At 24.7% G+C, this 22,922-nt stretch carries 15 protein-coding genes and 1 tRNA gene; 15 read left to right on the forward strand and 1 reads right to left on the reverse strand.

Annotation, left to right across the window (positions count from 1 at the left end):
- The first annotated feature begins 236 nt into the window (after window positions 1-236).
- The 11 genes from OC705_RS01130 (at window position 237) to OC705_RS01180 (ending at window position 12,561) form a co-directional block, all read left to right on the forward strand.
- Window positions 237-1,037, forward strand: coding sequence for a triphosphoribosyl-dephospho-CoA synthase (locus OC705_RS01130; RefSeq protein WP_304514026.1), 801 nt, complete (start codon window positions 237-239; stop codon window positions 1,035-1,037).
- A 63-nt stretch (window positions 1,038-1,100) separates the two neighbouring features.
- On the forward strand, window positions 1,101-1,772 hold the full coding sequence (locus OC705_RS01135) for a bifunctional 4-hydroxy-2-oxoglutarate aldolase/2-dehydro-3-deoxy-phosphogluconate aldolase (RefSeq protein WP_304512313.1): 672 nt from the start codon (window positions 1,101-1,103) through the stop codon (window positions 1,770-1,772).
- Window positions 1,762-2,049: a citrate lyase acyl carrier protein gene (gene citD / locus OC705_RS01140; protein ID WP_304512314.1), complete on the forward strand. Its 288-nt coding sequence runs from the start codon at window positions 1,762-1,764 to the stop codon at window positions 2,047-2,049. Before OC705_RS01135 ends, citD begins: the two co-directional genes overlap by 11 nt.
- A gap of 64 nt (window positions 2,050-2,113) precedes the next feature.
- Window positions 2,114-3,004: an HpcH/HpaI aldolase/citrate lyase family protein gene (locus tag OC705_RS01145; RefSeq protein ID WP_304512315.1), complete on the forward strand. Its 891-nt coding sequence runs from the start codon at window positions 2,114-2,116 to the stop codon at window positions 3,002-3,004.
- Window positions 3,005-3,317: 313 nt separating this feature from the next.
- A complete protein-coding gene (citF, locus tag OC705_RS01150) occupies window positions 3,318-4,856 on the forward strand; it encodes a citrate lyase subunit alpha (RefSeq protein ID WP_304512316.1) in 1,539 nt (512 codons plus the stop codon).
- Window positions 4,857-4,911: 55 nt separating this feature from the next.
- Window positions 4,912-5,451, forward strand: coding sequence for a citrate lyase holo-[acyl-carrier protein] synthase (locus OC705_RS01155; RefSeq protein ID WP_304512317.1), 540 nt, complete (start codon window positions 4,912-4,914; stop codon window positions 5,449-5,451).
- Between the two features lie 1,845 nt (window positions 5,452-7,296).
- Window positions 7,297-8,490, forward strand: a complete 1,194-nt coding sequence (locus OC705_RS01160) for an acetate kinase (RefSeq protein WP_304512318.1) — start codon at window positions 7,297-7,299, stop codon at window positions 8,488-8,490.
- Window positions 8,491-8,572: 82 nt separating this feature from the next.
- Window positions 8,573-8,663 (forward strand) — tRNA-Ser (locus OC705_RS01165).
- Window positions 8,664-8,793: 130 nt separating this feature from the next.
- The gene (locus OC705_RS01170) at window positions 8,794-9,660 is read left to right on the forward strand and encodes a thymidylate synthase (RefSeq protein ID WP_304512319.1); all 867 of its coding nucleotides are present in this window, start codon (window positions 8,794-8,796) and stop codon (window positions 9,658-9,660) included.
- A complete protein-coding gene (locus OC705_RS01175) occupies window positions 9,657-10,154 on the forward strand; it encodes a dihydrofolate reductase (RefSeq protein WP_304512320.1) in 498 nt (165 codons plus the stop codon). Before OC705_RS01170 ends, OC705_RS01175 begins: the two co-directional genes overlap by 4 nt.
- Window positions 10,155-11,769: 1,615 nt before the next feature.
- Window positions 11,770-12,561, forward strand: a complete 792-nt coding sequence (locus tag OC705_RS01180; protein WP_304512321.1) for a lysophospholipid acyltransferase family protein — start codon at window positions 11,770-11,772, stop codon at window positions 12,559-12,561.
- Window positions 12,562-14,074: 1,513 nt separating this feature from the next.
- Here OC705_RS01180 and OC705_RS01185 read toward each other — a convergent pair.
- Window positions 14,075-17,005, reverse strand: coding sequence for a S1 family peptidase (locus OC705_RS01185; RefSeq protein ID WP_304514027.1), 2,931 nt, complete (start codon window positions 17,003-17,005; stop codon window positions 14,075-14,077).
- A gap of 610 nt (window positions 17,006-17,615) precedes the next feature.
- On the opposite strand from OC705_RS01185, the gene hrcA reads away from it, so the two are divergent.
- From hrcA to dnaJ, 4 genes are all read left to right on the forward strand, one after another.
- On the forward strand, window positions 17,616-18,683 hold the full coding sequence (gene hrcA / locus OC705_RS01190) for a heat-inducible transcriptional repressor HrcA (RefSeq protein ID WP_304512323.1): 1,068 nt from the start codon (window positions 17,616-17,618) through the stop codon (window positions 18,681-18,683).
- Window positions 18,684-18,753: 70 nt separating this feature from the next.
- The gene (locus OC705_RS01195) at window positions 18,754-19,530 is read left to right on the forward strand and encodes a nucleotide exchange factor GrpE (protein ID WP_304512324.1); all 777 of its coding nucleotides are present in this window, start codon (window positions 18,754-18,756) and stop codon (window positions 19,528-19,530) included.
- Window positions 19,502-21,394 (forward strand): molecular chaperone DnaK, encoded by a 1,893-nt coding sequence (gene dnaK, locus OC705_RS01200; RefSeq protein ID WP_304512325.1) that lies wholly within the window; start codon window positions 19,502-19,504, stop codon window positions 21,392-21,394. The genes OC705_RS01195 and dnaK overlap by 29 nt, the downstream gene beginning before the upstream one ends.
- A 112-nt stretch (window positions 21,395-21,506) precedes the next feature.
- A complete protein-coding gene (gene dnaJ, locus OC705_RS01205) occupies window positions 21,507-22,607 on the forward strand; it encodes a molecular chaperone DnaJ (RefSeq protein ID WP_304512326.1) in 1,101 nt (366 codons plus the stop codon).
- The last annotated feature ends 315 nt before the right edge of the window (window positions 22,608-22,922 follow it).

Below are 22,922 nucleotides of genomic sequence, written 5' to 3' on the forward strand. Positions count from 1 at the left end.
CAAAGTATCATGAATAAAAGAACAAAGGTATTGTGTAAAGATTGTCATCGTAAGGTAACAAATCAACAAATACAGGATATCAGAAAGAATAAGAACAATAAGAATAAATAACTAATCAACCGCGAGGGGAAATTAGTTCTCGAAAGAGAGTGAATTATGGAAAGCCGGATGCTGGGAAACTTGCTTGTCCGGTTTGGACGGGGGCTGATTGTAAATAAAACAACAAATACAAATCGTTGTATAAAACGCAATTAATCTATCCGTATTTAGGTTTAGTTTCTATAAATAGCTGCGGATCTCATCAAGATATGAATTTTAATCTTTTTATGAAGTCTAAAGAAACTTTTAGTGTTTATTTTCGTCATATTTATAATTTAGTTTTATTACATAAATCATTAAATTTTAATAAATTAAGAATATTAGGTATAGAACAAGAAAAACGCATGTTCAAAGTTACCAATAATGTAAATACCCATAAAGGTTTAATTTTTTCTTTTGGAATTATTTATTATGTGGTTTCATATTGTTTATTTCATAATATTCCTTTTTCTAATTGGCATTTTCAAACCTGCCAATTAACTAAAGAATTACGTAAAGATTTTTTATATTTTAATAATAAAACTTCTGGTGAAAAAATTTTTAAAAAATTTGGAATCATGGGGGCACGTGGAGAAGCTTTAGCGGGTTATTATAAAATTTTTTTTCAAGGTTTACCGTTTATTTTACGTATTTATAAAAGAAATCCCTATTTAAAATCTCAAGAATTTTATTTATGTTTATTAATTTTTTATATGGGTATTATCGAAGATACAACTTTAATTAATAAAATTGGTTTTTCATTTTTTAAAAAAATACAAAAAAAAGCTTTATCATGGTTAAATATTTTAGAAAATATGGGTTTTATAACTTTTCAAAAAGCTATTTTGTCTAAAAATAATTACTATGTAAACAATAAAATTTCTCCAGGAGGTTGTGCTGATTTATCTGTTGTAACTTATTTTTTATTTTGTGTAAATCGGTTGAATAATATTTATTAATATTGACTTTTTATTTTCAAAATATATTTATTAACTAAAATTAATAAAAATGGAGTGTGTTAAGTGCAAAATATTCAAAAAAAAATTTATTATTTAAAGCAAAATCCTTTAAGCGTGATTGTCCGTACGAAAACTAAAAATAACGCTTATAAAATTTTAAAAAATACATTAGAAAATGGTTTTCGTTTTGCCGAGATTACTTTAACTATTCCTCAGGCTTTTTCTTTAATTAAAGAAATTAGTTTGCAATATCCAAAAGCAATGATTGGAGCTGGTACCGTATTAACATTACACGAAGCTAAAACAGCTTTAGAATCGGGAGCGCAATATTTGGTTTCTCCGGTTTATAATGAAGAAATTTTAAATTGGTCTATCGAAAATGATATTTTATATGTTCCCGGAGTTATGACTGTTAATGAAATGTATTTAGCTATTCAAAAAGGTGCTTCTTTATTGAAATTGTATCCAAGTATTGCATTTACAGCTAAAGCTTTATCTTTAATCAGAGATCCTTTTCCGAATTGGCCTATTTTAGCAACAGGAGGTATTAATTTATCAAATATTTTAGATTATTTCGAAGCAGGAGCATTAGCAGTTGGTATTACAGGTGAATTAGGTAGCGATCGTGATGTGGATATAGTAGATGAATCTAAAATAGCTAATTTAGCTATTAAATATGTTAATATAGTGCAAAAAGTTATCGAAAAAAGAGGATTATTACAAAATGATAAATAATAATAAATCAAATCCAATTATAAAAAGAGCTTTTTGCGGTTCTCTCAATTCGAGTGATTGTTTAATAACTATAGAACCTAATTTATCTGATATTATACAAATTATCATCCAATCGCCTTTTGAAAAACAATTTGGAGAACAAATGCGTTCTTTAGTTCTTGGAATTTTAAAAAAAAATAATGTCACTAGTTGTAAAGTTTTAATTCAAGATCAAGGTGCTTTAGAAATTGTTTTAAAATCACGTATTTTAATAGCTTTAGAGCGGTCTAGAACTTGATTTATCTATATTATTATTAAAATTTTTTAATTTTTAAATATAAAAAAGAATATTGAGACTAAAAATGAAAAAAAATAGAAAAACCATGTTATTTTTACCTGGTAACAATCCTGCTTTATTTAAAGATGTTATTTCTTATCAAGTGGATACTGTGATATTTGATTTAGAAGATGCTATTGCTGTTGAAGAAAAGGATGCTGCACGCGAATTAACTCGAAATATGATCAGTTTTTTGGATTATCATAGGTTTAATATTGAAACTATGGTAAGAATTAATGCTTTCGACACTCCTTTTTATCAGAAAGATTTGGAAGCTATGGTAACTAATGAAAAATTAGATGCTATTCGTTTACCGAAGGTTGAATCAAAATTAGAAATTTTAAGAGTTATTAAAGATATTGAAAATATTGAGGCTAAATATAACAAACCTTCTAAAATTGTTATTTTTTGCGCTATAGAAAGCGCTAAAGGAGTTTTAAATGCGCTCGAAATAGCGTCATCTTCTTCGCGAGTAGTAGGGATTGCTTTGGGTGGTGTAGATTACATGTTAAATTTGCAATCTACTAAAACTATTAATCGTCATGAATTGTTTTTTGCTCGCCAAATGATATTGCATGCAGCTAGATCTGTTGATATTGATGCTATTGATTGTATTTATGATAATGTTTCAGATTTAAAAGGTTTAGAAAAAGAAGCTATTTTAGTAAAAGAAATGGGTTTTAATGGCAAATCTGCTATACATCCTGATCAATTACCTATTCTTAATCGAGTTTTTCAACCTAGTGATAAAGAAATTCAAGAAGCTTTAAAAATTTTAACTTTATATAAAAAATATCGTTTACAAAATCAAGGTGTATTCGCGATTGATGGCAAAATGATTGATAAACCAGTTATAAAATATGCAGAAAACGTTTTACAGAAAGCTAATATTCCAAATCCTATCATAGAAGATTAATAACAAATTTATTTTGTATTTTTTATATCAACGATAAATTTAAAATATAATGTATTTCAGACGATATAGTAAATTTATTTTAATGATTTAATAACGTTTGGCGAAATATGTTATTATTTCAATATTTGATAATTTTTTTGTGTTTTTCTGATATAAATAAATATTATTAAAGCTATACTAAAAGAAATTAAGAAATATAATAATATAATGTTATTGAATAATAAAAACTTATTTAGATAGCTTTTTCGATTAAAAAAATTTAATAAAATTAAGTTATTTTCAAATTGTTAATTAATAAAAAAGGAATAATTCAATGATAGAACAATTTAAGAAAAATTCAAAAAAAATAGATAATCATAATAATAATGCAATTTATGATTGTAAAATCGATGATAATAGTATTGGCACAACGACTAAAATTAAAAATAATCAATATAATTGTTCAAATAATAAAGTTTTAAATTCTTTAGAAGAAGCTATTGTTAAAAGTGGTTTGAAAGATGGCATGACTATTTCGTTTCATCATGCTTTTAGGCATGGCGATAAAACTTTTCAACAAGTTATGGAAGCTATCAAAAAATTAAATATTAAAAATTTAACTGTTTTAGCTTCTTCTTTTACGAAGTCTCATGATTGTTTTATTACATATATTAAAGACGGTATTGTAACTTCTTTAGAAGGTTCAGCTATAAGGGGAGAATTAGGTAATGCTATTTCTGAAGGTCTTTTAACAAAACCTGTTATTATTAGATCTCATGGTGGTAGAGCGCGGTCTATTACTACAGGACAATCTTATATTAATGTTGCTTTTTTGGCCGCTTCAAGTAGCGATGAGATGGGTAATGCTAATGGTGTTATAGGTGATTCTTGTGTAGGATCTTTGGGTTATGCTATTGTAGATGCGCAATATGCTGATAAAACTATTATTATCACAGATACTTTAGTTTCTTATCCAAATAATCCTATTTCTATTCCGCAAATTTATGTTGATTATGTTGTGAAATTGGAAGTGATTGGTGATAATAAAAAAATTTCTTCAGGAGAAATTCATTCTAAATTTAATCCTAAAGAAATTATTATTGCCGAAAATATTGTTAAAGTTATTAAAAACACACCTTATTTTAAAAATGGTTTTTCTTTTCAAACGGGTACTGGAGGGGCTTCTCAAGCATCTTTAGTAATTTTATCTGATGAAATGAGGCGTAAGAAAATAAAATCTTCTTTTTTTTTAGGAGGAATTATTAAATTAGAAGTAGATTTATTAAAAGAAGGATTAGTTAATACATTATTAGATGTTCAATCTTTTGATTTAGAAGCGGTTAATTCTTTAAAAAACAATCCGAATCATTTAGAAATGTCAGCTTCTTTTTATGCTAATCCTTTTATTAAAGGTTGTGCTGTTAATAAATTAGATTTCGGTATTTTAAGTGTTTTAGAAATAGATGTTAATTTTAATTGTAATGTTATCACAGGAAATGATGGATATTTACGTGGAGCTTCTGGGGGTCATAGTGATGTAGCATACGGTAGTAAAATTTCTATTGTTGCTGCCCCTTTAATTCGAGGACGTATTTCCTCTATAGTAGATCGTGTGCAAACAATAGTTACTCCAGGAAATACTATTGATGTGTTGGTAACTGATTTAGGTATTGCTGTAAATCCGATAAGAACTGATTTGCTTATGTGGTTAAAATCATCTGGAATAGTTGTTAAAGATATTCGTGAATTACGTGATTTGGCTTATAGTATTGTAGGTAAACCGTTACCAATTAATTATGATACTAATCGTGTTATTGCTTTGATTGAGTATCGTGATGGTACTTTAATTGATACCGTTTATAAAGTAAAATAAAAATAATATTATTTATTTTAATTTTGATTGTTATATTTAGGTTTGTATAATTGGTATGTTTTATAAAATGATAAATCAATATTTAAAAGCCAAAGAAGAAAGATATATATTACAACTGAAAATGTTAAATTATTATCAAAAAGGTCTGTTAACTATTAATTTAAATATTCCGGGAATAATTAAACTTAAACCTTTATATTTTGAATTTTTTAATTTATTTATGAAAAGTATTATAATACCTTTTTTACAAAAAGAACAAATATGTTTAGGTTGTAATGATTTTAGAATATTATTTGATAAAGCTGGTTTTTATGTTAATATAGTTTTGATTACTGCAGAAATACCCAAATTAATAGAAATTAAAAAAAATTTTTTAATTTTAGAAAAAACTAATATTTGTTTTCGTTTATTGGATTTAGATGTTATTAATTTAAAACACGAAAACATCTCCCGAAATTTATTTTATCCGCCAAATCCTCGATTATGTTTTATATGTTCTCAAGCTGCTAAAGAATGTGCTTTAAAAAAAACACATAACTTAATAGAATTATTATCATTTATCGATGGGCGCCAAAGAGGCCTAAATATCAAGTGAACTAACCAATCACCAGTGCGATAAACACTGTAAGGCTAAGAACGGTTCTTGAATGGAAACTCTCAAGAATTACAGCAGTTCTTAAAAGCGGGTTGCGACGAAGTAGTTAGTCAAGAAGATACCGCCACCAAATGGTTCTAAGGATAAGCCTGTAATGGCCTAAGAAGATAAGTAGATGTAATAGTAAAACCTGTTTCGCAAACTACTATAAGCGAGCAATCCAGAGGCTATCAATATATGATATTCGTATTGGATAGTTTATCAATTAACAAACCTGGAATCTCACCATTAACAAAATGGTTACTTCACCTAAGGAATCAAGGTAGATATTTAGCGTAACTTGGAGAATCCTAAAGGTCAGTTATTAAATTAACTAATAATGAGTTTAAAGTCATTAGGCCCAAGGATAAAGCGACTTCTTAGTAGTCGGAGGAGTAAAACTTGATCTGGAATGATAAAGAGAATCGTCCTCCCTGGAACAAGGTTAACGACCTTGATAGGGCGAAAGAAGTCAGTAATTTATTGTTTATTCTTATTGTTTATTTAACGAAATAGTCAGCTAAGTTTTTTGTCAATCTTGAATTATTTAAAATCGTTTAGTATTCAACAATAATTTAAATGCGGGATGAAAAACCTTATCAATGATTATCAATTTTGTGATCATATTTGGCTCATAAGAGCATTGGAAAAAGGTATTTATTGATCTATATGCGGTATTGGAAAAATCAAAAATTGAGCAATATTGCTATGAATCCGTCAATAACAACTACCAATCCCAATCAGTTAAATAATTCTTATTCCTGAGGGTAATGCCAAAATTTTATTATTTGGTATTACCTTCATCAAAAACTGTTTGATCAAAAAAAGCAATGGAAAGGTTATTGATTCGATTTTATATCATCAAAATCGATATTAAAGGTTACTTGAAAATTATTAATCATGATATACTGTTAAAGATGATGCTAAAGAAACACCTCAAAAATGGTTAAATCATCCATTAATAACTAAAAACAGGTAATCATTAAAGATGGAATTAAATATAAAAAGAATATGGGAAAGAATATGGATGGCTCGAAATGCAACAAAATTTAATATTATCCAATAATGACCGATAGAGAAGAGTTATAAATAATTTGGATCTATAAAAACTATTTGTAAAGGAATTATTAACTATTTTTGTTTAGTTAGAAACATCGGTAACAATTAATTTATTTTAGTTATCTAAAATAATAAAGTTGTTTTAAAAATCTCTTAAGCGAAGCAAAATTATATGTTAATCGTTAGAATCCGAACAAAACCTTGAATTTGGGAAACTCATGAAAGACCACTCATAAAGGAAAAATCAATACCGAAAACTGGGATGTTTATAATTGGAGAGTGACTAAAAATGATAAGGAATACCAAAGGAAACCCCAGATGTGATTATCAACTATCATCTTTTTTAAGCCGCATTATATTGACTTCCAGATAAATTCATAACATCAGAGAATTTAAGAAAAAAGAATGCTAAGAATAAATTACTAACCAGTGGTGACATTAAGTTAGTCCTTGCAAGAGGGTAAATTATGGCAAGCCGGATGCTGGGAAACTTGCTTGTCCGGTTTAGATGGGGGCTATTTGTAATAGATAATTGTAACCTAATGACAAATAATTGTTATTGAAACGCAAATAATCTATCCATATCAAAATATGATAAACTTTATTTATTCGATTAAAAAAATATGAATTAATGGATTAATAATACTTTTGATTTTTTATATATATTATGTATTTATGGATTTTTTTGTATATATTTATAAAGAGCTTTTTGTTTATATTAATTTCAATAAAAAAAGGGGGGTTTTTATGAAAATTATGTCTGTGAATTCTGGTAGTTCATCTTTAAAATTTCAATTAATTAATATGACTACAGAAAAAATGTTATGTAGTGGTTTATTCGAACGAATCGGTAATGTTAACTCTATGTTTACTATTAAAACTTTAGATCAAATTTATAAACAAAATATAGCTATTACTGATCATCGATTAGCTATTGAATTATTATTAAAAAAATTAATTGAATTATCAATAATCAAAGAAATTACTGAAATAAAAGGTATTGGTTATCGTATTGTTCAAGGTGGCGAATTATTTCCGAATTCTATTATTTTAACAGATGAAAATCTTGATAAATTAGAAAGTTTAAATAATTTAGCTCCTTTACATAATCCTGTTAATATTTTAGGTGCTCGTTTGTTTAAACAAATTTTACCTAAAGCTCTTCATGTAGGTGTTTTTGATACTAGTTTTCATCAAACTATTAAAACTTCTAATTTTTTATATGCAGTTCCTTATGAATGGTATAAAAAATATAAAATTCGTAAATATGGTGCTCATGGTACTTCTTGTCGTTTTATTGTTCAAGAGGCGAAACGTTTTTTAGCAAAATCTAATTTAAAATTAATTATTTGTCATGCTGGTAATGGAGTTTCTATTACTGCTGTCAATGGCAAAGGAGAATCAGTAGATACTTCTATGGGAGTAACACCATTAGCTGGGGTTCCGATGGGCACGCGTAGTGGTGACGTAGATCCTGCTATTGTCGCTTTAATTTCTCGTTATGAAAATAAAACATCTCAAGAAGTGATTGATGATTTAAATAATAAATCTGGTTTATTAGGTATCTCAGGAATTTCTAATGATTGTAGAGATTTAGAAAAAGCGATGTTGGAGGGCAATGAACAGGCTAAATTAGCTTTAGATATTCAAATTAAGAAAATTGTTGATTATATTGCTAGTTATTACGTATCATTAGAAGGCATTGATGCTTTAGTATTTACAGCGGGTGTTGGGGAAAATTCTATTTTTTTTAGATCTGAAATTATTTCAAAATTAGCAGTTTTAAATATTTTTTTAGAACCAACATTGAATGAAAATGGTCCTAAATTGAGAAATATTGCTAGCAAAAAATCTACAATTCCTATTTTGATTATTCCTACTAATGAAGAATTAACTATTGCTCGAGATGTTATGTCTTTTATTTCGGATCAAAATAATTAAGTTAATTAAAGTAAATAATAATCTTAATCCCTTTATTATTTTGTCAAAAAATTTTGCAATTAATAAAGGTGATTTTTTAGGAGGAGGAATACCCAAGTTTGGTTAAAGGGGCTCGCTTGGAAAGCGCGTAGATCTTATTAGATGCGAGGGTTCGAATCCCTCTTCCTCCGCCATTAATTTTATATATTTTATAAATAAATATTTTATTATTTTATAAATAAAAATTTTTTAACATAAAATTATAAAATATTTAAGTTATAAAAAAATATTATTTTTTAGTAAAGGGTTTAATTTGTTCTTGATATGGAAAAATATTTAAATTTATGTCGTAATATTTTAAAATATGGTAATATACGTGATAATCGTACTAAAATTTTAACTAAAAGTATTTTTGGTTACCATATGCGTTTTAATTTGACTCAAGGATTTCCTTTGTTAACGACAAAAAAAATTAATTTTAATCTAGTAGTACATGAATTATTATGGTTTATTAAAGGTGATACTAATATACGTTATTTGGTACAAAACAAAGTAAATATTTGGAACGAATGGCCTTATGAACAATATCGGAATTCTTCGTTTTTTAAAAATGAAACTTTATCAGAATTTATTAATAAAATAAAACAAGATGAATATTTTGCTAAAAAACATGGAAATCTTGGTCCGATTTATGGAAAACAATGGCGCGATTTTTCGGGAATTGATCAATTAAAACAATTGATTCATGATATTAAATTTAATCCAAATTCTCGTCGTTTAATTATTTCTGCTTGGAATCCTCCTGAAATATCTAAAATGATTTTACCTCCTTGCCATATATTAATGCAGTTTTATGTCACAGGAAATAAGTTATCTTTACAAGTTTTTCAAAGAAGTGCTGATGTATTTTTAGGTATTCCTTTTAATATTAGTAGTTATGGTTTATTACTGTGTTTGATCGCTCATATCACTAATTTGCAAGCTTATGAATTAATTTATAATTTAGGAGATGCTCATATTTATCTGAATCATATTCCTCAAATTAAAATTCAATTAAAACGTTCTCCTAAACCATTATCTTATATTACTTTAAATAAAAATATTCATTCTATTGAAGATTTTACTATTAAAGATATTTGTTTGCATAATTATGATGCACACGGAGCTTTAAAAGGAGAAATAGCAGTATGATTAGTTTAATAGCAGCTGTAGATGGTAACTTTTTGATCGGCAATGGCGAAAGATTACCTTGGCATTATCCTCAGGATTTAGCTTTTTTTAAAGAAAAAGTTGCTAATCAAACTATATTAGTAGGTTTAAGAACATATCGATCTTTATGTTCTTATTATAAAAATAAAAAATTTCCTTTTAAATCGATTTATTTGGCTACTACTGCTTCTGATATTTCTGTACAATATTATCGCGATGATATTTCTATCCGTCAGGTGAATGATGTTACAATTTTTTTACACAATTTTCATAAAACATCAAAATCAATTTTTGTTATCGGAGGTAGGCAAATTTATCAGTTAGCTTTGCCTTATGTAAATATATTATATTTGACTTATATTTTGCGGCGTTTTTCAGGAAATATTTATTTTCCGTATTTAAATTTATACAAATATATTTTAAAAGAATATCGAATTATAGAAGAATTAATTTTTGCTACTTATTATAAAAAATAAATATTTCTTTTTAATAATTTTTAAATAATTAGTTATGATTATGATTTTAAAATTTTGATAAAAACTATTTTACTTATTTGTTTTAAGATTAAAGATTTTATATAATTATTTTATTATTTTAGTAGATATATTTAATTTCAAGATATTAACTAATATTTATTAGTTTTTTATAAAAGAGGTTAAATTAATGATATTTAGTTTGATGTTTGTAATAATTTTTTTTAGTTTGGCGTTTTTTTATTAATATTTTTTCTGGAACTATTGGAAAAATAATAGGAGGATTTTTTGGCTTTTTTATCGTTTTTTTTAATATCTATTTTTGTTGTAATTATTTTGTTATACATTTTTGTTATTTTATTTCAGTTAATTATTAAATTATAAATATTATTAATAAGTTGAAAAAAATTTACATTCTTTACTAAAAGCGATAATCTTTAGTATAATATAGGGATTTTTTATTTTTAATATTTTTTAATTATGGCGAAAATTAAGATTGTGAGTTTTTTTAATTTCGTAATTGATAAAATTTTATTATATTGATCTTTATCAATTTTTACAAATAAATAATATTAGTTTTATTCTTAATATGTAAGAAAGCTAACATGAATTTTTGGAACTAATTGTTCTTAATTTTATAAAAAATATTATTATTTTAGTCGTTAATAAAAAATAAATTTTTTATATGTAAAAATCGATTTTAAATTTTAATATTGAATAAATATTTTAATATCTCTGAAAATAATAAATATTGCATTATAGTGACTTTATAACAAAAAATATTTTATTTTTTTTATATTTTAATAGTTCTAAAAATATAATTCAAATTAAATTACTTATGTATTTAAATAATGAATGTTATAAATATAATAAAAATAAAGGTTTATTAAAAAAATTGTTGTAATTTGCTTTTTAAACTTAAATCATTTTAATTGTTAAAAAATAAAATAAATTTAGAAAAATACAAATGTATATCTATAATTATAAATATGGAATAATTATTTAAAACAGATATAAGAAATTAAAAAAACTTCTCAATTTACTTTTTAAGTTTACAGCATTTTTAATTATTGAAAGAAATGGAATTAGTTTAGAAAAGTATAAATTTATATCTATAACGATACTATGAATCCATAAAAATAAAAATAATGAGATTAATGTGGTGAGATAAAACATAGTTAAAAATTTTATCTTACGACCAATAAAAATAAATAAAGATTTTAATAATTTTTTTAAATTATAACTCTCTAACATAATGAAATCCTCTTTCTTTGTTTAATTTATAATTTATATTTAAATTTATAATAATTATTTTAATAAAAAAAACTAAAAAAAATAAATAAAATTTAAAAATAATCAAAATTATTATAAGTTTTTGATTATTTATTTTTGGAACAATTTTTAAATTTATTATATTTTAGTTTTTACTAAAAATAATAAAAATAAATTAATGATTTAATTATTTGAACAATTAATAAAATAAAATTTATATTTTTTTGTATAAAGTGATAAAAATTTATTTTAATTAAAATTTTTTATGGATATTTGTTATTAATATTTGTATAATTTTTATTTTTTTTAATTTATAAATTTATTTTTAAAGAAATGTGAGAAAAATATGTTTAGTTTTATTTTTATAATAATTTTTTTAATTAGCTGGTATTGTTTTATTATAATTTTTCCCATAAAAATAATTGGTTTTTTTATTGGTTTGGTTTTTGCTATTTTAATATCTTGGTTAATAAATTTTTTATTATTATTTATAAGTTTAGGATTTGTTAAAAATAAATCTATAAATAATATTTATCATTTAAAAATAGTTCAAAGTTTTTCTAAATTAATTGTTCGTTTCTTTTTTATTAGAATTTCAGTTTATAATTACCATTTAATTCCTTTCAATAATCGTTTAGTTATTTATGCTAATCATAAAAGTAATTTTGATCCTTTTATAATAGCTTCTATATTCCCTCGTCCTATTACTTTTACACCTAAAGATGAACTTTATAATAATTTTTGGTATGGTTGGTTTTTAAAGTTTTGTTTTAATGCTACTCATTGTATTAAAATCAATAGAAGCAATAATAGAGATAATTTAAAAGCTCTTGAAAAATCTAAAGAAATAATTCAGAACAAATTAGCTGTTTTGGTTTTTCCAGAAGGAGGGATTGTTAATTCTAGTTCTGATAGCATCGCTCAATCTTTGGATGGTGCTTATAAAATCTCTATCCAAAATAAAGCTGATATTTTGCCTATAACCTGCAAAGGTATTTATAAGATACGTGGTAAATGTTGGTTTAGAATTAAAAAAGTGAAAATATTAATACATCCTTCTATTTCTTATTCAGATTATAAAGAGAAAAACACTTCACAAATTAATCATGAAGTAACTAATATTATTAATTCTGTATAGGTATGTCTAAATATCGTGCGATTGTACAAATCACCGGTGCGATAAACACTATAAGGCTAAAAATGGTTCTTAAAAAGGAAACTCTCCAGAATTACAGCATTTCTTAAAAACGGGTTTAGATGAAGTATTTAGTCAAGAGGATTCCGCCACCGAATAATTCCATGGAGAAGCCTGAAATGGCCTAAGAAGGAAAATTGATGTAATATCCTAACCTGCCTTGTAAGTTGCTTAAGCGGGCAGTCTAGAAGCTACTAATATAAAGATAAAGTATTGAGTAGTTTATCAGATAAGAAAACCTGGAATCAGCCTCTTTAAGAGGATACTTCCCCTAAAGAATTAAGGTAGAAATTTAGTGTAACTTGGAGAATCCTAAAACTAAGTAGTTAAATTAACTAATAATGAGCTTAAAGTCATTAGGCCCAAGGATAAAGCGACTTCTTAGTAGTCGGAGGAGTAAAACTTTGTTTGAAATAACAAAGAGAATCGTCTTCCCTGGAACAAGGTTAACTACCTTGATAGGGCGAAAGAAGAAAGTAATTTATTGTTTATTCAATGAAATAAAAAAATATATACGGTATTATTAAAATCTCAAAATTGAGCAAAATAACATTACTATTACTAATATGTCAATCAACTGCCTTTATCAAATATGATTATTAGACATAGTTCTTATCTCTGAATGTTCTAATAAAACTCAGCTTTTTTTCATTATTCCCTTTCTATTGGAAATCGCTTAATTCAAAAAGCAATGGAAAGACTATTATTTTGTTAAAGGGCATTGATTATATTATAAAAAATCGAAATCAAAGGTTATTCGAAAATCAATTAATCGCGATCTTTTATTAAAGATACTAAATAAACACATCAAAAAAGATAGAATTATTAGAAATATTCATCAATTTATAAAATCAAGAATCATAAATAACGGGTATTAAATGCGATTCGCTATTTTGTTCTTTCTAAGGAGGAGGGATAGTATTGACAGTAAAGACAAATTCGGATCTCTAAAAATATAAGTAGAGGCATTATTTGTTACTTTGGTTTAATTAAAAATTTGGGATAATGTAAAGTTAGTTATTTAGAGAAATAAAATTGCTTCAAAAACCTAGTGAATAAACATAAAAAGTCTATCATCAGAATTAGAAAAAAAATTGGTATGTGAAAATCTGAAGAATCAAAAATATTTATAAAGGTAAAAATCCAGATTGATAAATAGAACACTTATGAGAAATAAATACCAAAAAATCTGGATGAGATTGTTAATCATTATTTTTTCTTCTAGGTCGAACTAGATTATTGACAGAGAAGTCTATTCTATTAAACAATATAAGAAAAGAACAATTAGAATCAGCTACCTAACCAGTGGTGATATAAAGTAAGTTCTCAAAAGATAAGTTTGATGCCGGGAAACTTGCTTTTTTGGTTTAGATGGAGACTGTGTGTAATAGTTATCAAAAAATAAATTCTGAACTCTTATATTTATTATTAATCTAAGTAAATTAATATATTAACTTTAATTATATTCATTATATTTATATTCTGACATTATAGGATATAATTTGATAGAAGTTATTATCATTACTAAAAATATAAATGTTACAGAAATGAATATATTTAGATTTTCTTTAAATATACTGTTTGTCAATAATTCTTTTAAATGAATTTCAGATATTAATTTAGCTTGAATAAAGTGTTCAGGTATATTTATATTTGAATTATTAAAAAAGTTAATTCCTATAAAATTACCTTTATTATCGAAGCATATAAAATTTATATTTTTTGTTTTTTCTTTCAAATTAAAAACAGAATCAAATACAAAATTGCTATTTTTATTTATTATACTACTTATTTGACTTTTAAACATTTGAGGATTATGATCATAATTGTCTACATTTATAAGATAATAAATATCTTCGCCTACTTTAAGGTCTGAAGTTTTTTTGAATGGAACTACTGGATAGTTTTCTGTAGATTTAAAAGTCATTAAAATAAGATTATTTTCATTTGGAAAAATATTATGTATCGTTCCTTCTTCTGTTTTATAAATTTCTTGTTCTGAATTATATATAATAATTTCATTTTTATCTCGAAAAAGTCGTTTATAAAAAAGGTTATATAAGTTTATTAAAATATTTTCAGATTCTTCTTCATAAGTAGATAAAACATAATACATATATTTATTATCTTGGGTTTTTTCTTTATTGAAGATGATTCCGTTTCCGCTTATTTGATTATCTTGATGCCAAACAATTAAAGAATCCATAATTTTTTGTTTTGTGGTTTGGATAGAAGTTTTTGTTAAATCGATCAATGTTAAAGATATAAAAGAACTATCTTTATTAGCTAAATAATGATGATTATCAAGAAAATATTCTAAAAAATCAATAATTTGATTATTTTTATTTTTTCTAATTATTTTTAAATTAATTTTGGATTTATTTTTATTGTCAATATTTGCATATAATTCAATATATTCTTTTTGCGGATCTATTAATATTATTTGTTGTTGGTGATAATTATAAACTAATTTAATTTTTAATTTTATTTTGGATTTATTTTTATTATTTTTTAATAATGGTAATGAAATAGGGTTATTATGATGAGTTAAATCGGTTAATTCATCTATAGAAAATATGATGTTTGGTTTTTCGTGATTTTGTTTAATTTCAAGATTTTCAAAATTTTTTTTAAAATTATTAATTTTTTGAATTAAATAATTTTTATGTGTTTCGCTGTTTAAAGAAGTTATTGTTTTTATATTTTGAGGATTTTTTTGATGTTGAGTGAAAATTTCTTCTAGTCTTTTTTGAATATGAAAAATATTAATGGCGTTTGAAAAATTATCTGTCGTCGTTGGATTAATAATAGTGTTGCGATTCATACCAATAATTTGTCCTTTTTCATCAAAAACAGGTCCTCCACTATTACCATGATCTATTTCTATATTAAAAGAAATAATAGTTTCGTTTAATTGAGTAATATCACCTCTTTTTAATAAATTTCTTTTTATTAATCTTGTTTTATGTTCGTTTGAATATTTTATAAACAAATGGTTTAATGTAAATGATTCTTGAGATCCCATGCTATAAACTGTTTGTTGAATTTCAGGCTTTATAAAATTTTCTGGAAAAGCTATTTTTAGAATTTTTTCAATTTCTTTAAATTTTTTGGGATTGTTATCTTCGAAAGTTAATATACCTATATCATCAAATCCTTCAGAATTATCAATTAAAGTGAAAATTTCTGCATCTTTATAAGAATTAAAATAAGAATTAAAAATTTTAATTTTAGCATGATTTTCTAAAGCTGGCGCTAAAACATGATTATTAGTAAGTAGATAGTATTTATAATTTTGAGTTTCTGGCATTTTTTCAATTTTATAAATAAAACCTGAACCTAAAAAATTTGTAAATTCAATTGAAAAAGTTATTTTGGATATGTTTTCTATTAAAGTTTCAGTGTATGGTTGATTTTTAGGTTCTTTTATAGCATTTTCATCTACATAATTCCAATTAAAAAATCTAAAAAAAGGCATTGATAAATCTATGTATCGATTATCCAGTTTTTGTATTAAACCATTAAATTTTCCATTTTTGTCTAATTTAAGTAATAATTTTATTTTTTTATATGGTTTGTTTTTGTCTAAAGTAATTTCTAAAGGTATGAAATATTTTAATTTTTTTCGAATTTTAGATAATTCTAAATTTTCAAAATTAGAAATCTGATCATCATCATCTTCTTCTGTTGTGCTTTCGTATTCGTTATAATAATTGTATAAATAATATTTTAAATCATTATCACTTTCAGAATCAGTATCACTTTCAGAATAAGTATCAAAATTATCTGTATTTAAGCAGTTATATTGCTTATTTACTATTTGACAAAAATTATAAATACTATTTGAAGGAATAATATAATTTAGCTCCATTTTTTTAGATTGTTTAGGGTATGAAATACCAATAAATTCTCCTTCTTGATTAAAAAAAATTTTATTATTTTTTCCTTTAATAGAAATAGATAGATCATTTGATCGATTTTGATCATATTCTTCGCTTATAATACCTTCTTGAAAAGGTTTGATATTATAATCAATATCTAATGTAAATCCATAAACTATTTCGCCTTTATGAAAATCATATTTTTTCAATTTTTGCATTTTTTTAAAAATATTGTGATCAATAGGATTTTGTTGATCAAATATTTTTTTTAAGTTATTTTGTATATCTTTGATAACTTGGTATTTTTTTTTATTTTCTTTATTAATTATATTGTCATCAGAATCTGCATATTTAACTGATATATTATTGTTGGAAATTAATGTTTGTTTATAATTATAATAATAAAGTACAAAAACTATTAATATTAATGAATGAACTGATATTAATAAATAATTTTTTTTATTTATACGAAAAATATTCATGGTATTTATTTTTATTATTTTCATTAAGCCTTTTCTTCAATTATCATTTAAATACTTAAGTTATTTATTTAACTACAAATTGATTAGTCAATTTTAAATAATTATTTTACGCGATTTTATAGATACATATTTTATTATATAACAAAAATATTAATAAATATTTGTTTATATGCTTGACATAATTTTTAAAAAGTAATAGAATTAATTTAGCAGTCATGATACTTGAGTGCTGAATTATTTTGTTTTTATACAGAAATAAATTATTTTAATCGGTAAATGCTTGACAAGAAGATATTTAATGAGATAAAATAGTATCAGCAATCATGATTGGTGAGTGCTAATTTATTTAAAATAAATTTTTGTTACAGTTAAATTTTAATAATCAAAATATATTAAAATTAAAAAAATTTTAATTTATTTTTTTTCATACTTTTGAGAATATGATTACGATAAAAGTAATTAGTTAATAATCGTAAAAAAATTATGTAATAATTATATGAGATTATATATTAAAAGTAAATTTTAGTAAAAATTATTAATATAAAACCCTGTAGAGGTTAGGTATTTTAGTAAAGAATAGAAGATAAGCTATTATGATGAATAAAAATTATATTTTTTTCAAGGATTTTAAAAATTGATTTCGAATAGAGAAAGATTAATTTTAAAAGCAATTATTGAGCATCATTCTGAACATCAACAACCTATTAGTTCTAAATTTTTATCAAGTTTATCTTATTTAAATTATTCTAGTGCCACAATACGTTATGATATGGCTCAGTTAGAAAAAAAAGGTTATTTATGTAAAACTCATATATCTAGTGGACGAATTCCTTCTTTAAAAGGATATGTTTTTTATTTTAATCATTTAATCACGCGTAATCATGATGTTTTACAACAAATTTCTTTATTTGAAAATATTTTTAAAAATAAAAATGTTAATATAGAAACTATTATTAGAGAAGCGTTAACTTTATTAGGAAATATGACTCGTTATCTTGTCATTTTAGCCTTCCCTAATGCTTTAACTAATCATAAAGTAGCTAAAATTGATTTATTTTTTTTAACCCCGGAACAAGCTATTGTTTTAATAATAACTAATCATGGTCAAGTACGTTATCAAAGTATTTTTTTAGAATCTTGTAATAGTTTTAATTTTAAAAATTTGCAGAATATTGTTTATTTTATAAATAATATATTATTAGATAAGTTTTTGTTTGAAGCTATTAAAATTTTACAAGAAAGAAATATTGAAAATAATTTTTGTAATTCAGATTTATTTGAAAAATTCATTAATATATTGATAGAAATTTTTTATAGTTTTAACACAAACAATTCTCATATTTATGGTATTGATAATTTAATTAATAATTTTAGTTGGGCTGATAGCAATACCATGAAAGAAATTTTACATATTTTAGATACTAATAAATTAAATGAAATGTTATTTGATGCTCATAAATGCATTTTTAAATTTAATAATCGAATACGTTGGATATCTTGTCATAAATTCGCTATTATATCTATTCCTTGTGAAATTAAAAAATTTCCTGATCAAAAAATGTTTATTGCGGTTTTAGGTCCGATGACTATGACTTATCCAGAAGTAATTCCGCTTTTAGAATATTTATCTGTAAATTTTTCTCAAATTTTTTACAGTAAAAAAAATTTAATTTCTGATAAATGCGAAGAAATTCGTAAATAATTAATCATTAATAAATTATTGCAGTAGTGAAAATTAAATTTGGTGAATAAGGAGTTTAATTTAAAAATTTATGCATTTCGAAGAAAATTTAAAACAAAACCCTAATAATTATAAAAAAAACAATAAAAATATAGATAAAAATAATTGTTCTTGTCAAAAAGAAGAAAATGTTCAATTAAATAAAATTTCTTCTGAGGGTGTATCTTCTGATCATCATATATCTTCGGATATTAATGCAACTAATAAAGAAACTTCTGATTCCTATTGTAGTTGTAGTGGTAAAGAAAATAGTGAAGCTTCTAAAAAATCTATAATAAATGAAGAAAAAAATTTACAAACATTACAACAACAAGTAAATTCTTTAAAAATAGAAAATTTTAATCTTAAAAAAGATTTACAAGAAGCAAATCAACAAAGAACTAATGATAATTTAAAATATTTAGCTGATTTTGATAATTTTAAAAAGCGTATCACTACTCAAACAAATAGAGAAATCAAATATGCTCTAACAGATTTTATTAAAAATATTTTAGTTCCTTTAGAGCAATTTGAAAAGGTTTTAGAAATGCCTAATGTAGATGAATCTGTGAAATCTTTTTTATTAGGTTTTAAAATGATTCATAAACAAGTTAAAGATATTTTACAAAAGGAGGGCGTGGAGGAAATTAAAGCTTTAGGTGTTAAATTTGATCCGAATTTTCATTATGCTTTAGAAAAAATATCAGATCCGAAACAACCTAATGGTATTAATATTTCAGTTTTACAAAAAGGTTTTTTATATAAAGATTTAGTTATAAAACCAGCTATGGTAAGAGTAAATGAATGGAGTGATAAAAATAATGACTAAAAAAAATACAAATTTAAGTCCAATTATTGGAATAGATTTAGGTACTACAAATTCTTGTGTTGCTTGTATGGAAAATGGGCAACCAAAAGTAATTACTAATTCTGAAGGTGATAGAACTACGCCTTCTGTGGTAGCTTTTAAAGGTGATGAAATAATCGTTGGTAAAGCTGCTAAACGACAAATGGTGACCAATCCTAATACTATTCTTTCGATCAAGAGAGAAATGGGTAAAAAAGGTTATTATAAAGAGTATAATGGTAAAAAATATACTCCTCAAGAAATTAGTGCTATTATTTTACAAAATTTAAAAAAACAAGCTGAAGATTACTTAGGTATGACTGTAACAGAAGCTGTTATTACAGTACCTGCTTATTTTAATGACGCTCAAAGACAAGCTACTAAAGATGCTGGTAAAATTGCTGGATTAGATGTTAAAAGGATTATTAATGAGCCTACAGCAGCAGCTTTATCTTACGGATTAGATAAGAATACTCAAAAAGAACAAAATATTTTAGTATTTGACTTAGGTGGGGGTACTTTTGATGTTTCTATTTTAAATATTGCAGAAGGTAATTTCCAAGTTTTAGCTACTGCGGGTGATAATTCATTAGGTGGTGATAATTTTGATGATGCTCTTGTAGATTTTTTAATTAAAGTTTTCCGTGAACAAAACGGAATTGATTTAAAACAAAATAAAGATTTAACTGCTTTACAACGTTTAAGAGAAGCTGCTGAAATAGCTAAAAAAGAATTAAGTAATGTTGTATCTACGGATATATCCCTTCCTTTTATCACTATGTCTGCTAACCAAACACCTTTACATTTAGAATATAAAAATCTAACTAGAACTAAATTTAATGAAATCACTAAAAATTTAGTAGATCGTTGTGTCACTCCTTTAAGACAAGTTTTAAAGGATGCTAAATTACAAGTATCACAAATTGATCAAGTTATTTTGGTAGGTGGTTCTACAAGAATTCCGGCTATTCAAGAATTAGTTACTAAAGAATTAGGTAATAAACAATTAAATAAAAGCGTTAATCCTGATGAAGCTGTTGCTTTAGGAGCGGCTATTCAGGGAGGAATTTTAAGAGGTGACGTTCAAGATATTGTTTTATTAGATGTAACTCCTTTATCTTTAGGAATTGAAACTTTAGGTGGTATATTTACTAAATTAATTGATCGTAATACTACTATACCGACATCAAAATCTCAAATTTTTTCTACTGCGGTAGCTAATCAATCTTCTGTCGATATTAATGTTTTACAAGGAGAAAGAGCGTTAGCAAAAGACAATCAATTATTAGGTAGTTTTCAATTAACAGGTATTCCTCCTGCTCCGAAAGGTATTCCTCAAATCGAAGTTACTTTTGATATTGATGTAAATGGTATCGTTTCTGTTTCTGCTAAAGATTTAGGTACTAATCGCAAACATAGTATTACTGTTTCAGGAGGTAGCGGTTTAAGCGAAGAAGAAATTCAAAAAATGATAAAAGATGCTGAAAAAAATGCGGAAACAGACAAACTTCAAAAAGAACGTATTGTTTTACGTAATGATGCTGATAATTTTATTTCCCAAACACGTCAAACTTTAGAATCTTTAAAAGATTCAATTGAAGAGCAAGAAAAAAATGATATTGAAACTAAAATTCAAGATTTAGAACAAGCTCTAAAAGGAGATGATTATGATTCTATTAAAGAAAAATTAAGTATTTTAGAAAAAGCGTCTCAACAACTCGCTGTAAAAGCTTATCAAAAAGCACAACAACAAACCAATAAAGAAAATCAAAATCAAGATACTACTGAAAACACTGCTAAGACAGAAGATAAAGTAGTAGATGCTGAGTTTGAAGATAAAAAATAACAATATCCACAATTAATAACAAATTTAATAAAAAGCCAAAAAAAGATTTTAATAACTTTTTTTGGTTTATTTATTAATTTTTATTTATTGGATTACATCGAGGAGTTTTATTTTGAAACAAAAAAAAGACTATTACGAAGTTTTAGGATTATCACGCGATGCTAATTTAGATGATATTAAACGAGCTTATCGAAGTCTTGCTAAAAAATATCATCCTGATCGTTGTAAAGAAGATAATGCTGAAGCTAAATTTAAAGAAATACAAGAAGCTTTTGAAGTATTAAGTGATAGCAACAAACGAGCTCAATATGATCAAATGGGTCATAGTTTCAATAATCAAGGTTTTAATAGCGATTTTCAAGGTTTTCAAAGCGCTAATTTTGATGAATTTGAAGATATTTTTTCAAGTTTTTTTGGTCGTAGAAAAAGTAATCGTCAAACTTCTAAAGGTGAAGATCATAATATAAAATTAACTATTAGTTTTATGGAAGCTGTTTTAGGTACTCAAAAATCAATTGAATTTTACATTAAAGAAAATTGCGAAAGATGTAATGGTACAGGAGCTAAAACTAAAAATGATATTAGGGTTTGTCATGTTTGCAAAGGGGCTGGTTATATTTCTTATACTCAACAAGGTTGGTTTGTAAGTGTTTCGAAACAAGTTTGTCCTGAGTGCAGTGGTCGAAAAAAAATTATTTTAGATAAATGCGTTTTTTGTAAAGGAGTAGGTTTAGTAAAAAGTAAACATAAAGTAACCTTAAATATACCTGCCGGAGTTGAAAGTGGTATGACATTAAAATCTCCAAACCAGGGACATCAAGGGCCTTTAGGAACTCCTAATGGTGATTTGTATGTGGATATTGAAGTTCAACCTCATAACATTTTCCAACGTAAAGGTAATGATATTTTTTCTTCGGTATTAATTAATTTTTATCAAGCAGCTTTAGGTACGATTATTAATGTTGATACCGTTCATGGCGATGTTAAATTAAAAGTTCCTGCTGGTACGCAAACCGATACTAAATTTAGATTAAAAAATAAAGGTGTTCCCTATGTTAACTCTCCGTCTAGTATAGGAGATCATTATGTTATTATTAAGATTTATACACCGCAAAATTTATCAAGTACTCAAAAAAAACTTTTTCAACAATTAGAAGAATTGGATAAATTAAATCAAAAATCTAAAAATAATTCATCTTGGTTTCATTTTTGAATTGCTCAAATAAGTAAAATTATTATTAAATTAAAAAAAATTATTCAAAAAATTATTAAATATATTTGGAAATTATAAAAAATAGTTATAATTTTATTATTTAAAATAATAATGAAGTTAATATTATGTTAACATCTTGGGCGCCAAAGAGGCCTAAATTTCTTGCTATCTAACCAATAGCCAGGGCCGATAAACCCTGAAGGGATATGGTTGGTCAGTCAAACGAAAGAATGACGGATTACAGCAGACCATAAAAGCGGATTGCGACGAAAGCAAATTAGTCAAGAAGATACCGCCACCTAATAATTCCATGGA

The organism is Candidatus Phytoplasma fabacearum (assembly GCF_030586805.1).
Lineage (GTDB): Bacteria > Bacillota_I > Bacilli_A > Acholeplasmatales > Acholeplasmataceae > Phytoplasma > Phytoplasma fabacearum.

Coding starts and splice junctions, on each gene's coding strand:
- OC705_RS01170 (WP_304512319.1), top strand. CDS start 8,794: ATGGAAAAATATTTAAATTTATGTCGTAATATTTTAAAATATGGTAAT.
- OC705_RS01175 (WP_304512320.1), top strand. CDS start 9,657: ATGATTAGTTTAATAGCAGCTGTAGATGGTAACTTTTTGATCGGCAAT.
- OC705_RS01180 (WP_304512321.1), top strand. CDS start 11,770: ATGTTTAGTTTTATTTTTATAATAATTTTTTTAATTAGCTGGTATTGT.
- dnaK (WP_304512325.1), top strand. CDS start 19,502: ATGAATGGAGTGATAAAAATAATGACTAAAAAAAATACAAATTTAAGT.
- OC705_RS01145 (WP_304512315.1), top strand. CDS start 2,114: ATGAAAAAAAATAGAAAAACCATGTTATTTTTACCTGGTAACAATCCT.
- OC705_RS01155 (WP_304512317.1), top strand. CDS start 4,912: ATGTTTTATAAAATGATAAATCAATATTTAAAAGCCAAAGAAGAAAGA.
- citF (WP_304512316.1), top strand. CDS start 3,318: ATGATAGAACAATTTAAGAAAAATTCAAAAAAAATAGATAATCATAAT.
- citD (WP_304512314.1), top strand. CDS start 1,762: ATGATAAATAATAATAAATCAAATCCAATTATAAAAAGAGCTTTTTGC.
- OC705_RS01195 (WP_304512324.1), top strand. CDS start 18,754: ATGCATTTCGAAGAAAATTTAAAACAAAACCCTAATAATTATAAAAAA.
- OC705_RS01160 (WP_304512318.1), top strand. CDS start 7,297: ATGAAAATTATGTCTGTGAATTCTGGTAGTTCATCTTTAAAATTTCAA.
- OC705_RS01185 (WP_304514027.1), bottom strand. CDS start 17,005: ATGAAAATAATAAAAATAAATACCATGAATATTTTTCGTATAAATAAA.